The organism is Micromonospora sp. NPDC049801 (assembly GCF_040656575.1).
Taxonomy (GTDB): domain Bacteria; phylum Actinomycetota; class Actinomycetes; order Mycobacteriales; family Micromonosporaceae; genus Micromonospora.
Genome location: NZ_JBFAMS010000010.1, coordinates 191,197 through 205,944, shown reverse-complemented (window position 1 = coordinate 205,944; position 14,748 = coordinate 191,197). Strand labels below are relative to the sequence as shown.

Genomic DNA, 14,748 nt, shown 5'->3' with positions numbered 1-14,748 from the left:
GAGCGTAACAGCTCGGAGCGGGGCCGTCGAGCGTTCAACAATCCGCTGTGTAGGACCAGCGATCACTCTCGGTCCGAATATGAGCCCTGACTACGCGGCGGCGTTATGTATTTTGAGCGGCCGGTATGCCGACCCGAAGATTCGCTTTCCAGAAACCGGGGAGGCTGAGTAGACCCATAGCGATCACCGACCTGACCGGACGACATCGGGCGGCGGACCGACCGGCGAACCGTCAACGGGCTCCCGGCCCAGAGCGGGACCCGGTGGGAAGATCGGTCGACTGCGGCATCGTCGGCATGGATCGGTCGACCCAGGCCCGGCCGGCCAGGGCGCGGCAGCCGTACCGTACCCGGGCGAGCTTGTCCGGGTAGTCGGGGTCGTCGTCGGCGAGCAACAGGCCGAGGATCGTTCCGCTGTGCGCGGCGACCACCCCGAGGGCGCCCGTCGCGGCCGAGAGGGCCACCAGGTCGCCGAGCATCGACTTGGGACGAAGCCGCTGGTTGAGCAGCGCGCTCCGGGTGGCCACGGCGCCGACCGTCGCGAGATCCCCCTTGCCGATCGCCACCGTGATCTCATCGAGCAGGCTGCGGTACTCCCGCCGCTCGGCGCGGCCGAACGGTTTGGGAATGCGGTTGAAGTCGACCGTGTCGACCTGGCCACCCTCGTCCACGCCCACGATCGTCGTTGCCGGCAAATGACCCAGCATCGCTTGCAGCCGGACCTGCCGGTGCAGGAAGGCCACCACACCGGGATACATCACCCCGTCGGTGGGCTCGATCGGGCGCAGCAGTGACTCGATGTCGGCCGGGGTGAGCGTCACCCCGATCGCCTCGCTCACCGCCCGCACGGTGGCCACCAGATCGGCCGAGGAACTCGCCTGGCCCTTGCCCTCGGTGAGATCGCCGTCGAGGGTGAGCCGACCACCGCCCCACACGCCGTACCGGCGCAGCATGGCCTCGGCCACTGCCCGTGATTTCGTCTTGCTCCGTGGTGCGACTTCGACCCTCGATGCGCCTGGGTGTAACTCGAAGTACGCCGAACATCCCCGCCTGATCGGCAGCGTTACCAGGAAATCCGTACCCGGTTCCGGCAACACGCCCTGAAGCAGCTCACCGAAGGTGCCATAGGCCCAGCCACGGCCGACCTGCACCGGCCGGCCATCGAACGCGGCGCGGGCCGATCCCGATGCGATGATCATTTTTCTCCCTTGGTCGGCGCGTTACCGGATCGTTGGTCACAGCGTCGGCGGCATGGGGAATTCCAGTTCCGCGAACAGATCGGCCAGGAATGGCCTCCCCCCGATGTTCGAGAGGACGACCAGACCCGCTCCGTCGTCGAGATCCGTCGCGGTCATGCACTGGAAGCTGTGCCGATCGCCGGGATGACCGAACCACCGGTGACCGTCGACGACCTTGCTGACGCAGCCCAGGCCGTACCGACCGCCCGGCACCTCCGGCGTGATCATGGCTTGCGCGGACGCCCGGTCGAGCACCCGCGACGGTTCGCCGGTGGCAGCTGCCCGGATCTCCACCGCTACCTTGGCCAGATCGGCGGCGGTCGTCCACAGGCCACTCGCGGCCTGCTGGGGGAAGACTCGCCAGCCGCCGGGCAGGTGCGTGCCGTCGTCCCGGTGGCCGTGCGCCACACGGCCCGGCCGCAGGTGCGGGAACGCCTGGTCGAAGCTGCTGTCACGCATGCCGAGCGGATCGAGCACCAACCGTCGCATCGTCTCGGCGAACGGCTCGCCGGTGACCGCCTGGAGGACGCTCTGCACCACGGTGAAGTTCGCTCCGGAATAGCCGAACGTCCCTGCCGCGCCCGTCATCTCGATCGGCGGTGTCGCGGCCGGCGGCCGACCCAGGATCATGTCGGCGAGGGTGGGCAGCGGGTCCGCCTGCTCATGGCCCGGGTGGCCGTACTGCACCAGCCCTGCCACGTGGCCCAGCAGGCCCCGCAGGGTGACCGGTCCCGACGCGCCGCGCAACCCGCCTGTCAGGTGGGTACGCACGTCCGCGTCCAGGTCCAGCACGCCGTCCATGGCCAGCCGCAGCACGCCCACCGTGGTGACGTGTTTGCTCACCGAACAGGCCTGGAAGATCGTTTCGGCATCGACCGCCGCACCCCCACGGGCGTCGGTTGTTCCCTCACCCCAGGCCCGGGCGACCTGCCCGTCGGCGATCACCGCGACACTCACCGCCGGCGCCTGACACCGCCGACGCGCGGCGGCCATCAGTGCCGAGCCCGGCTCGAGGCGCTGCCAGGACGCCGGAACCGGCCGGTCGGCCGGTGCCGCCAGCTTGCGAAGTCGCTGCAGGTGCTCCTGAAGACGCCGGCGGCCCACCCGCTCCTCGACGTTTCCGGCCGGGAAGGTCCAGTCGACGTGCAGCCGGCCGTCTCGCACCCACGACCTGACGTCCAGGAGGTAGCGGCGCTCACCGGCGGGGGCCCGGGCCGTCGAGTCGTCGTCCACGCCGTGGAACAGGCCCGCACCGTCGCCCTGGTCGAGCAGATGACCGAAGTGGGTCAGGCTGACCCACGACCTGGATGCCAGATCGGCCTGGCCCGCCAGGTGACGCAACAGTCCATGTCCGATCCCATGGTGCGGAATCGCCGCCAGGGTGTCGGCCAGGGCGTCCACCGCCGTGTCGACGCCACCCCGGCCGACCGGCCGGACGACCACCGGGTACCTGGCGGTGAACCAGCCGACGGTGCGGGAGAGATCCACATCATCGAACAGCGGCTCGCGGCCGTGGCCCTCGATGTCGACCGAGACCGGGAGGCCGCCGCCGGCCCATTCCACCAGCACGTCCCCGAGAGCGGCCAGCACCAGCGTCTGCATCGGCACCCCGTGCGCCGCCCTGCGGGTCAGCCGGCTCGTGTCCGCTTCATCGAGCACCGCCTCGACCGTGCGGGTCGCCGACTCACGATTGATGCCGCCTACATCAACTGCGGGCGGTGGCGCCACCGGCTCGCGAGCCACCGCCTGCCACAACTCGCGTTCCTCGTCCAGCTTCCCGCTGCTCGCGTACGCGGCGAGCCGCGTGGCCCACTGCCCGAACGAGGTCGGGACCGGCGTGAGCGCGGCGGGATCGTCGGTTCGGTACACGGTGGCGAGGTCGTCGAGCAGGATGCGCCAGGAATACGTGTCCACGGCCCAGTGGTGGACCACCACCACGACGCGGTCGTCGAATCCGTCGGCCCGGATCAGTGCCGCCCTGAGCAGGGGGCCGTCGGCCAGGTCGAGACCGGTGTGCAGCCGATCGGCGATGGCCCGGATCTCGTCCCGTCGCTCATCGGCTGTCCGGGTGCCGAGATCGACCACCCGTAGCGGATTGGTGTCCGACACCGGCGCGACCCGCTGGCGCCGGTCGGGCGCGGCGCGGTCGAGACGCAACCGCAGCGCGTCGTGCTGGGCGGTCAGCGCCCGCAGAGCCCGTCCCAGGCGGCCCGGATCGGCGGCGCCGTGCCAGTCCACCTGCACCGACTGGTTGTAGTGGTCGTGCGGCACACGTTGGTCGAGCAGACGATGCTGCGCCGGAGTGAGCGGTACCGCCGACCAGGGGTCCGGGTGCTCGGCACGCGGGGCCGCCACCTCCACCGCCGCGCCCGGCGCCACGGTGGCGGCCAGGTCTCGCAGCCTGGTGTCGCGCAGCACGTCCTGCACAGTGATCGACAGGCCGGCACGCCGCCCCAGGGTGACAACCTGGAAGGCGAGGACCGAATCGCCACCGAGGGCGAAATAGTCGTCCTCTGGCCCCACCCGGTCGAGGCGCAGCACGCCCTTCCAGATCTCCGCGAGCACCCGCTCGGCCTCCGTGACGGCGGCGGCGAGCCCCGTCCCGGCCGGCCCGGCGGCGCCCGACGACGCGGCCGGAGCCGGTTCCGGAACGACCGGCGCGGGTACGACTTCGCGCCACGCGGCGACCGGGTCGTCGGCGGGCGCAACGGTGACGGCCTCGAGCAGCATTCGGTAGTGCCCGAGGAGTTCCGCGACCGCGTCCCGGTCATAGACTGCGTGCTCGAACTTCAGTCCGAGCTCGAGGTGACCGGCGACGCTCACGGTGAGCACCAACGGGAACGCGGTCTCGCCCGGAGCGCCGTCGCTCTGGTCGACCCGCAGGCCGGCCCACTCGCCCTCCTCCTCGTCGGCGGCGCGCTCCAGGACGAACAGGTTGGTGAACAGCCGTTCTCCGCGGGGCACATCGACGCATCGGGCAATCTCCACCAGGGATGCGCCGGCATGCTCCTGTTGGGTCAGGCGGCCTCGGTGCACCTCGGTGAGCCAGTCGCCGATCGACATGTCCGGGGACACGCCGATCCGGGTGGGCAGGGTGTTCATCAGCATCCCGACCATGCGGTCGATGCCGGGCACGTCGGCGGACCGGCCGGCCAGCGTGGTGCCGAAGACGACGTCATCGGTGCCGCAATGCCGGCTCAGGAGCAACGCCCACGCCCCCTGCAACAGATTCGGCAGGCTGATCCGGTAACGAGCTGCGGTGTCGCGCAGAGCCTGGAACAGCGAATCGGCGAGAGTGCTCTCCTCGACGCCGATGCCGGTTCCCGGGCGTCGACCCGCTGCGACGGCGGGTAGCGGCGTGGGACCGCGCAGGCCGGCCAACGTTCGCCGCCAGTAACCCATGTCCCGGTTCGCCGGGTGGCGGTCGAGCCAGGACAGGTAGTCACGGAACGGTGCCGGCGGATCGGCCGGCAGGGCACCGCCGGTACGCATAGCGGCGTATGTCTCCAGCACCTCACGGCTCACGATCGACCGGCTCCAGCCGTCCAGCACCAGGTGGTGGACGTTCCACAGCAGGCGGTGGCGCGTCGAACCGGTTCGGATCAGAACCAGCCGCATCGGCGGTCCGGCGGTGAGGTCGATCCCGCGCTCCCGTTCGTCCGCGGCCAGCCGCTCCAGCCAGCCCACGCGCTCGCCGTCAGGAGTGGAACGGCAGTCCCAGCGTTCGACCACGATCGGCTGGGCGCGGACGACGACCTGCACCGGGTGCGGCAGGTCCTGCCAGATGAACCGGGTCCGCAGGGCCGCATGCCGGTCGATGACCCGCTGCCACGCCGTCACGAACGTTCCCACGTCGAGATCGCCGTCGAGGTCCCAGATGAACTGGCGGAAGTACTCGTCCCGCTGCGGGTCGGCGAGCCGGTGCAGCAGCATGCCGGTCTGCAGGTGGGTGAGCCGGTACACCTCGGCCGTGTCCAACTCCCTCAGCTGGGTACGCAGGACGGCGGCAGCCTCGTCGTCCAGCCCGGTGAGCGGGTCGGGCCCGGCCACCGGTGGCTCCGCAGCCGATCGCTCCGGAGCGGGCTCCGCCGCTGCCGGCTCCGCGAGGGTCACCACGGCCGCGAGACCGGCGACGGTCGGATGGCGGAACACGTCACGCGGGTTGACGGCGAGACCGTACTCCTGTGCCAGAGCGACCAACCGCACCGAGACGATGGAGTCGCCACCGAGCCCGAAGAAGTCGTCGTGCACGCCGACCCCGGTCACACCGAGCGCCTGTTCCCAGACACTGACCAGGCGTCGCTCGGTCTCGGTGCGGGCAGCGACGTACCCGGCTTCCTCATCCCGGGTGACCGGGCCCGGTGCCGGCAGCCGGCTGCGGTCGACCTTGCCGGCCGCCGTGAGCGGCAGCTCCGGCAGACAGACGAACTGTGCGGGACGCATGTAGGTGGGCAGGTCGCGGGCCAGCCATTCCTGCAGGTCAACGGCGCTCGGCAGCTGCCCATCGGGGCGGGGCACCAGGTACGCGACCAGCCGACGATCGCCTGACTCGTGGGCGAAGGCGGCGACCGCACCCTCGACGATGTCGGGATGAGCCAGCAGCCGGGCCTCGATCTCCCCCAGTTCGACCCGGTATCCGCGGATCTTCACCTGATCGTCGCAACGGCCCAGGAAGTCGAGGTTCCCGTCGGCGCGCCACCGGGCCAGATCCCCGGTCCGGTAGAACCGGGCGCCCGGCTCCGACGCGTACGGATCCGGCAGGAACCGCTCCGCCGTGACCGACGGCCTGCGATGGTAACCACGGGCGACACCGTCACCGCCGATGAACAACTCCCCCGTCACACCGATCGGTACCGGGGAGAGGTGACGGTCGAGCACGTACATCCGGATGTTGGCGATGGGCCGGCCGATCGGGAGCGGCAGCTCCGGATCGACTTCGTCCGGCAGGACATAGGTCGAGCAGCCGACCACCGTCTCGGTCGGGCCGTACTCGTTGATGATCCGTGCCCGTGGAGCCGCCTTACGCCAGCCCAGGGCGGTTTCCGTACGCACCTCGTCGGCGCCCACCACGAAGGTGCGCACCGAATGGACGCTGTCGGGCTGCACCATCCGACGCAGCACGTCGAGATGCCCCGGCGTGATCTTGAGCAGACTGAAGTCGGCCGGCTCGGTGAGCAGGTCGGCGAGATTTCCGAGGCCCTCGTCGGGCGGCAACAGTGTCACGCTCAGCCCGGCCGTCAGCGGCAGGAAGAAATTGGGAACGGAGAGGTCGAACGCGATGGAGCCGACCATCGGAGCGCCGTCCGCGCCGTCGATCCCATAGCCGGAACGCGCCCACCACAGATAGTTGATCAGACCTCGATGGTCGATCAGCACGCCCTTCGGCCGTCCGGTCGAGCCGGAGGTGTACATGATGTAGACCAGGTTGCGCGCCGTGACACCCGTCTGGGGCGACGTGGCCGGTCGCTCTGCGATCTGCGCGGCCTCGGCGTCGAGCAGCACCGCGGGCAGGTTCTCGCCGTCGGTGGCCAGCGCCGCGAGGTCGGCCCGGGTCACCACGAGCCGGGCACCGCTGTCCCGCAGGTAGTACTTCAGCCGGTCACTTGGATGGCCGGGGTCTAGGGGGAGATAGGCGCCGCCGGCCTTGAGCACGCCGAGCAGGGCCACGAACATCTCGACGGAATGGTCCAGGAGCACGCCGACGATCTGCTCGGGGCCGACGCCTCGGGCACGCAGGTGGTGCGCCAGCCTGTTCGCGGACTCGTCCAGGTCGGCGTAGGAGACCGAGGATCCGTCGACATCGACGATCGCCGTAGCGGCGGGATTCTCGCGAGCCGCCTGCTCGAACAACTCGTGCAGGCACGTCTCCGACGGGTACCACGCGTCGGTGTCGTTCCATGTCCGGAGCACACGTTCGCGCTCGACGTCGGGCAACGCGTCGAGCGTGTCGATCGAGCCGGACCGGTCATCGGCGATCGCGGCGAGGATGATCGCCAGGTGCGCGAGCAGCCGCCGGATGGTCTCCGCCTCGCCGCAGGTGCGTTGGTACGCCAGTTGCAGGCACAGCCCGTCCCCCGCCGTCACGTCCAGCACCAGCGGGTAGCCACTGTCCAGCGCGGTGCTACCGGGCACCGGGGACACTTCCGGCGGCAGCGCCGGTTCGCGCTCCTCGTGCTGGAACACCACGATGCTGTCGAACAGGCGCTCGTCCGCCCGCACCGCGCTCTGCCGCTTGGCGTCGACCAGCGAGCAGTGGACGTGCTCGTGCAACTCGGCCATCTGATCCTGGACTGCGCGGGCCACCGCGCCGGCGGTGATCCCCTCTTCGATCCGCATCCGGACCGGGAGGGTGTTCATCAGCAGGCCGACGACCTGTTCGATCCGAGGGAAGTCCCCGGACCGCCCGTTGACGGTGACCCCGACGACCACGTCGTCCCCGCCACCGAACCGACGCAGCAGCAGTCCCCAGGCCGCGGTCACCAGCGAGCCCAGCGACACCCGCCAGCGGCGCGACACCTCGGTCAACCGATCCAGCTGGCCCCGGTCCAGGTTCAGCAGTTCGAGCGCCGTACCCGCCCGGCCGCCTTCCTCCGTCGGCAACCGGTTGACCGGTAGCGCGGTCGGCGTGGTGAATCCGCCGAGCACCTTCTGCCAGTGCACGGCGTCCGCGTCGCGGTCGCGTCCGGCGAGCCACGCCCGATGTGCTGCCGCCGGCACCGGGTCGGGGAGGTCGACGGACGTGCCGTTGCGGAGGCCTCCGACGATCTGGAACAGTTCCCGGACCACTATCTCGGTGCTCCATCCGTCGAGCAGGATGTGGTGGGTCCGCCACACCAGCCGGTAGGACGAGTCACCGGTGCGCAGCGCGGTGAATCGGTTGATCGGACCGGTCAGCTCGATCGGTTCGGCCCGGTCCTCGGCGAGGAAGTCCTCGTACCGCCGCGGAGACGCGTCGGCGCGCCAGTCGAGGACGACCAGTTCCGGCTCTGCGCGACAGTGCACCTCCTGGACCGGATGTGGCCGCCCGCGCCAGGCGAACCGGCTGCGCAGCGCGGGGTGCCGGGCGCAGACCTCGCGCAGCGCCGAGGCCAGCGCCTCCTCGTCGAGCGGCTGGTCCACATCGAAGGCGTGGTACTGCGCGTACCGGTTCTCCGCCGGGAAGGCGATCGTCTCGAACAGCATCCCTTCTTGGAGGGCGGAGAGCCGGTGCACGGACTCCACGCCGTCCGGTAGCGGTTCGGCAGCGCGGGCCGGGGCGGCGCCGTGGCCGTCAGCGGCCGGGCCGTCCGTGGCGCGGAGCGCCGCCACCACCTCGGCCACCGTCTGGTGCCGTAGCAGCAGACGCGGGGTCACCGGCAGGCCGGCGGCGCGAGCCCGGTTGGCGATCCGCACCGCCAGGATCGAGTCGCCACCGATGTCGAAGAAGTTGTCCCGCACGCCACAGAAGTCGAGATCGAGCAGCTCGGCCCAGATCGCGGCCAGCACCCGCTCGGTCTCGTCGCGTGGCCTGGTCGGCTCCGCTCGCGATGCGGCTGCCGGTGACACGTCCGGCAGCGCCTTCCGGTTCACCTTGCCGCTCGAGGTCAGCGGCAGCGCGTCCAGGGGCACGTACGTGGCCGGGACCATGTACTCCGGCAGCGTGCCGCGCAGATGGGCCGTCAGATCGCTCGCCGACAGCACGTGCCCGGGCGTCGGCACCACATAGGCGACCAGCCGCAGAGCGCCGGCCGAGGTCTGCTGTGGCACCACTGCGGCCTGCGCGATGTCGGGGCGGGCCAGCAGGGTCGAAACGATCTCATCGAGCTCGATGCGGTGGCCGTGTACCTTGACCTGATCGTCGATCCGTCCGAGGAATTCGAGGGATCCGTCGGTACGCCACCGCGCGACGTCGCCCGTCCGGTACATCCGGCCGCCGTGGAACGGGTCGGGCACGAAGGAGCCAGCGGTCAGTACGGGCCGGCCGACGTATCCGCGGGCGAGGCCGACACCACCGATGAACAGCTCGCCGGGCACCCCGACGGGCATCGGGCGCAGGGCGTCGTTCAGGACGTACAGCCGCGTGTTGTCGATCGGCCTGCCGATCGGGACGGTCGCCTCGCCCGGCGCAGACACACAGGTGTACGCGGACACGTCGATCGACGCCTCGGTCGGGCCGTACAGGTTGTGCAACTCGGCCGTGAGCCGGGAGCGAGCCTGATCCGCCAGCCCGGCCGGAAGGGCTTCGCCGCTGCAGATGACGTGGCGCAGGCTGGGAAGGTCGTCGACCGTGGGATCGGCGAGGAACTCCGCGAGCATCGAGGGCACGAAGTGCACGACGGTCGCGGCGCTGCGGCGGATGAGGTCCGCCAGGTACGCCGGGTCCTGATGTCCACCAGGCTCGGCGACCACCAGACGCGCGCCGACGGTCAGCGGCCAGAAGAACTCCCACACCGACACGTCAAAGCTGAACGGCGTCTTCTGGACGACAGTGTCGCCGGTGCCGATCGGGTAGGCCTTCTGCATCCACTGCAGCCGGTTGACCACACCCCGGTGCGGTACACAGACGCCCTTGGGCCGCCCGGTCGAGCCGGAGGTGAAGATGATGTATGCGAGGTCGTCCGGTGACACTGCCGTCAGGCCGGAAGTGCCGTCGTCGGTGATCGCCGCCTGCCGGTCCACGTCCAGCACGACGACCTCGTCGCCGGTCCAACGACCGGCGGTCTCCTGGTCGACCAGGACGACGGACATCCCGGTGTCGGCGACGATCATCGCGTGTCGGCCGTCGGGATGATCGGGATCGAGCGGCACGTACGCGCCACCTGCCCACTCGACAGCAAGCAGCGCGGTCACCAGCCTGAACGAGCGCTGCAGGCAGACCCCGACCGGCACATCGGGTCCTACCCCGGCTCGCCGCAGCCCCGCGGCTACCCGGCTCACTCGGTGCGCCAGTTCCGCGTACGTGAGCGTCTCCTGGTCGTCGACGACGGCGCAGGCATCCGGGGTCCGGGCCGCCTGCTCGGCGAACAGGGACGCCAGGGTCGTCTCGCGCAGCGGCACCTCGGTGTCGTTCCAGGACCGGAGCTGCCGGTGCAGGTCGTCGGCCCCCAGCAGATCAAGGTCGCCGGTCCGGCGTGCGGGATCGGCGGCCATCTGCTCCAGGACGGCAACCAGACTGCGCAGCAGCCGCCGTGCGGTATCGGCCTCGAACAGATCCGTGGCGTACCGGAGCTCCAGGCGGATCGCGCCGTCGTCGTCGCGCGCCACCAGCGTGAGTTCGAACTTCTCGGTGGCCTCGTCGAGGTCGACCGGCTCGGTGGTGATACCCGGAAGGTCCCACCAGTCCTCGTGGTCGTCCAGGTATTGGAACAACACCTGGAACAGCGGGTTGCGATCCGGCGCGCGTCGCACGTTCAGCGCGCGGACCACCTCCTCGATGCTGACGTCGGCATGGTCCAGCGCCCCGGCCACGGTCCGGCGCAGGCGGATCATGAGGTCACGCAGCTCCGGCCCGTCAGCCAGATCGACCGGAACGGCGACGGTGTTGACGAAGAGCCCGACAGTCTCGTCGGTGCCGGCCGTGCCACGGCGCGACATGGGCGTCCCCACCGCGAAACGCGTTTGCCCGCTGTAGCCACCAAGGGTGGCCGCGAGCCCCGCCAGCACCGCGACGAAGGGCGTCACGCCGGCCTCGGCAGCGACCTGCCGTAGCCGGTTCGCCGTGTTCGGGGGCACGGTCATCACGACCCCGTCGCCGCGGTATGTCGGTTCGGGCGGGTGCGGCCGGTCGATGGGAAGTTCCAGGTACGGGTCGACATCCGAGAGGGCCCGGCGCCAATGGTCCAGGTGGGTCTGCCGGCCGTCGGCAGCGCCTTCGAGGGCCCGGCGCGCGTAGTCGGTGTAGCGACCCGGCGCCGCGACGTCCGCGACGCCGCGATAGAGCCGGCTGAGGTCGGTGGCCAGGATCTGGCAGGACCATTCGTCGGCGATCAGGTGGTGCAGGTGCAGCACCAGGAGGTGATCGCCGTCCGCCTCGACGAGAGCAGCGCGGAACAGCGGTCCCGCCTCGAGGTCGAAGCGCCGCGCCAGCTCGGCCCGGACCGAGGCCATCGGGTCGCCTCCGTGCTCGGTCCGGTCCACCACGGTGAAGGCGGCCGGCCCCGGGGCGCGGACGATTTGCATCGGTCCGTCCTCGGTCTCGACGACGACGGTACGTAACGCCTCGTGCCGGGCCACCAGACGATCCAGCGCGGTCCGCAATCTGCTGACCTCTACGGCCCCGTGCAGTCGCACGACCTCATGCACGCTGTAGAGCCCCTCGTGTGCGCCGAGCATCTCTCCGACGAGCCACAGAGAATGCTGCTCCGGCGACAGCGGGACGGGCTCCTCGGGCGACCGTGCGGCGTCCGGTGTCTGCACCGGGCTCGCGGTCGGCGCGGCTCCGCGCAGCAGCCGTTCCGTGACACTGCGCCGTGCCGCGGCCAGCAGATCCTCGCGCTCGTCAGGAGTGATGGTCATGGGCCGACTCTCGGCCGGTCGCCTATCGGCCCGCTGTCCCGCCGTTACCGGTTGGAGGCGCCGGTCCGGGATACGTGGACGATAGGGGGTGTCCACCGCGCTCAGGCCGTAGACTCTGGTCGATGCTCGCGACTCTGCTCCCGGCCGCCGTACGCACCGCTGAGGCGTTCTCCGACATACCCGGCGAGCCGGTGTTCCCTGGCGAGGAGGACCTGGTGGCGAACGTCGTCGACCTCCGGCGCCGGGAGTTCGTCACCGCCCGCCGCTGCGCGCGCGAAGCCCTGCGGCGGCTCGGTGTGGCTCCGGCACCGATCCGGATCGGTGCCGAACGGGCGCCGGTCTGGCCGACCGGGGTGGTCGGCAGCATCACGCACTGCACCGGCTACCGAGCGGCCGCCGTCGCGCGCTCGGCCGACCTGATGTCGGTTGGCATCGACGCCGAGCCGCACCAGACACTGCCGGCCGGAACCCAGGACTACATCGTCGCGCCCGGCGAGGCCGACATGCTGCGCGACCTGCGCAGTGCCCATCCTCGGACGCATTGGGACCGGCTGCTGTTCAGCGCGAAGGAAGCGGTGTACAAGGCGTGGTTTCCGCTGACCGGACGGTGGCTCGGACTGCCGGACGCCCGGCTGACCATCGACCCCACTGCGGGCCGGTTCAGCGCGCAACTGCTCGTCGACGGACCGCGGTCCCGGTTCTCCGGACGCTTCCTGGCGACCGACCGGTTGATCCTGACCGCGGTGGCGGTCGGGTCAGGCGATTGACAAGCCCACCCCGCCCGCTCGACGGACGCCCCGAACGGGCGGCCGGTCGACCTCTGAACGCTCCGGTACGCATTGATCGACAGTGGGCGCCGGCGGCGGACGTCCGTTGAACAGACACCCTGGGCCGACCCGGCGGCTGCCCGTGACACGGCCCTCGCGGCAGGTGACCTGGCGGCGGCCGAGGTGCCGCCGGGCGGCCACCCGAGCGGTCGGTCGCACCTCGGTCGGCGGTGTCGCTGTCGTGCAGCATGCGCGGACCGTCGAGGTACGAAGAGTGGGTCACGACCCGCCTATGGGACTCGGCAACCGATGAACTCGGCTCAGAGCCGCTCCGCGTCGACGGCGGCCAGTCCCGCGGTGTGGTTCGCGTGCCTCTCCACGCACCGCAGCGCGTCCTCCGTGGTGCCGGTCACCGAGCAGAGCGAGCCGAGGTCGGGATCGGTGAAGCCCCAGTCGGTCAGCTCCTGCGCCATTCCGAGGAACCGAGCCCAGAACCCGTCGGTGTTGACCAGCACGATCGGCTTGGTCAACACTTTCAGCTGGTTGAGGCTTATCACCTCCAGCACCTCGTCGAGAGTCCCGAACCCGCCGGGCAGGGCGACGAACGCGTCGGCCTGGGTGAGGAACGCCACCTTGCGCTCGCCCAGCGTCGAGGTGACCACCGTCTGCTGCGGTGGTGCCGCGATGCCTCGCTCCTTCTCGACCAGGAACGTGGGAATGACCCCGGTCACGGGCGCACCGTGCCGCTGCGCGGACCACGCCACCTCGCCCATGAGCCCCGAACCACCACCGCCGTAGAGCAACCGGTGACCGCGTCGGCCGATCAGCAGACCCAGGTGCCGGGCCGCCTCGGTGTCGGCCGCCCGCCGGCCCGGCCGGGCGCCGCAGAAGACACAGATGGTCAGGGGACGCGCCGCAGCGCCTCGGGGATCAGGCTCGGTCGGCGCCGCCGACATGACTCGCAGGCTCATGACACTGCATTGGGGACGCCGCGTCTATCACCAAGATATCGACGGCGAGCAGGACGACAAGAGATCGCCGATAGGGCGGCGACAGGTCAGCGGTGGACGGTGATCCCACGATGAAGGAAACCCGACGTCCACGAGCCCCGTCCCTCTCGGGCGCGGTGGAGATCCACTTGGGGATCGCCTCGACTCCTACGCGTTGGCCCTGCCTCGTTGCCGTCGGCATCAGCACGAGACGGGATCCGGCGGCTCGCACCCGATCCGCGCCCCGGGTGGGGAGCTGATCGGGGACGGCCACCGGCTGGACGGCCACCACGATGCGGACATCGACAGGACGACCGACCGACACGTAGGAGGGACGTCATGGGTACCGTGCTCAGCTTCGACCAGTACGGCAAGGCCGAGAACCGCGTCGTGCGCATCTACCGGGACAACCCGCGACACGAGATCTGGGATCTGAACGTCTCCACGGCGTTACGCGGTGACTTCGCCGCGGCGCACGTCGAGGGAGACCAGCGGGATGTGCTACCGACCGACACCCAGAAGAACACCGCCTTCGTGTACGCCAAGAAGCACGGCGTCACGTCTCCCGAGGACTACGCGATCGCGGTCGGCCAACGGCTGATCGAGGCGTCCCCCAAGGCGTCCGGCGCCCAGGTCCGCGTCGAGCAGTACGCCTGGGACCGAATCGACGTCGACGGGGCCGGCCACGACCACGCGTTCCTCCGCCGCGGCGGAGCCGTCCGGACGACCGTGGTCACGCTCTCCGGGCGGAACGCCGAGCAGCTGGTCCGCGTGGTTTCCGGCCTACGTGACCTGGTCCTGCTCAAGTCGACCGGTTCGGAGTTCAAGGGTTTCCTCCGGGACGAATACACGACGTTGCAGGAGACCGACGACCGCATCCTCGCCACCTCGCTCGTCGCGAGGTGGCGGTACGCGGGTACCGAGGTCGACTGGAACTCGACGTACGGCGCCATCAGTGCGTCGCTGCTGGAGACCTTCGCCACCACCTACAGCCGGGCGCTACAGGAGACCCTCTATCTGATGGGAGCGCACGTGCTCAAGGCTCACGAAGAGGTGGCCGAGATCCGCTTCTCCGCACCCAACAAGCATCACTTCCCCGTTGACCTCGCCCGATTCGGCCTGGAGAACAGCGGCGAGGTGTTCACCGCCACCGACCGGCCGTACGGGCTCATCGAGGCCGCCGTGACCCGCGACGACGCGCCCGAGCCGGGCGACGCCTGGCTCGCCGTGCCGTCCTTCCTGTGAACTGACGAGCGACATG

Annotated in this window: 5 protein-coding genes; 2 read left to right on the top strand and 3 right to left on the bottom strand. The window is 70.5% G+C overall.

All coding sequences use genetic code 11. The features are described from left to right. Positions 1-232: 232 nt before the first annotated feature. On the bottom strand, positions 233-964 hold the full coding sequence (locus tag AB0I89_RS19705) for a kinase (protein WP_357128439.1): 732 nt from the start codon (positions 962-964) through the stop codon (positions 233-235). Between the two features lie 270 nt (positions 965-1,234). Further along, positions 1,235-11,731, bottom strand: coding sequence for an amino acid adenylation domain-containing protein (locus AB0I89_RS19700; RefSeq protein ID WP_357128436.1), 10,497 nt, complete (start codon positions 11,729-11,731; stop codon positions 1,235-1,237). A 122-nt stretch (positions 11,732-11,853) separates the two neighbouring features. Here AB0I89_RS19700 and AB0I89_RS19695 point away from each other — a divergent pair, with 122 nt between their 5' ends. Continuing rightward, complete coding sequence (locus tag AB0I89_RS19695) at positions 11,854-12,498, top strand: 4'-phosphopantetheinyl transferase superfamily protein (protein ID WP_357128433.1); 645 nt, start codon at positions 11,854-11,856, stop codon at positions 12,496-12,498. A 320-nt stretch (positions 12,499-12,818) separates the two neighbouring features. On the opposite strand, the gene AB0I89_RS19690 is transcribed toward AB0I89_RS19695, so the two are convergent. After that, positions 12,819-13,469: a TIGR00730 family Rossman fold protein gene (locus AB0I89_RS19690; RefSeq protein WP_357128430.1), complete on the bottom strand. Its 651-nt coding sequence runs from the start codon at positions 13,467-13,469 to the stop codon at positions 12,819-12,821. Between the two features lie 357 nt (positions 13,470-13,826). Here AB0I89_RS19690 and pucL point away from each other — a divergent pair, with 357 nt between their 5' ends. Further along, positions 13,827-14,732, top strand: coding sequence for a factor-independent urate hydroxylase (pucL, locus tag AB0I89_RS19685; protein WP_091606513.1), 906 nt, complete (start codon positions 13,827-13,829; stop codon positions 14,730-14,732). Positions 14,733-14,748: the final 16 nt, after the last annotated feature.

What these genes read in the sequence shown, in the direction of transcription:
- AB0I89_RS19700 (WP_357128436.1), bottom strand. Translation starts at nt 11,731, where the DNA reads ATGACCATCACTCCTGACGAGCGCGAGGATCTGCTGGCCGCGGCACGG.
- AB0I89_RS19695 (WP_357128433.1), top strand. Translation starts at nt 11,854, where the DNA reads ATGCTCGCGACTCTGCTCCCGGCCGCCGTACGCACCGCTGAGGCGTTC.
- AB0I89_RS19690 (WP_357128430.1), bottom strand. Translation starts at nt 13,469, where the DNA reads ATGAGCCTGCGAGTCATGTCGGCGGCGCCGACCGAGCCTGATCCCCGA.
- pucL (WP_091606513.1), top strand. Translation starts at nt 13,827, where the DNA reads ATGGGTACCGTGCTCAGCTTCGACCAGTACGGCAAGGCCGAGAACCGC.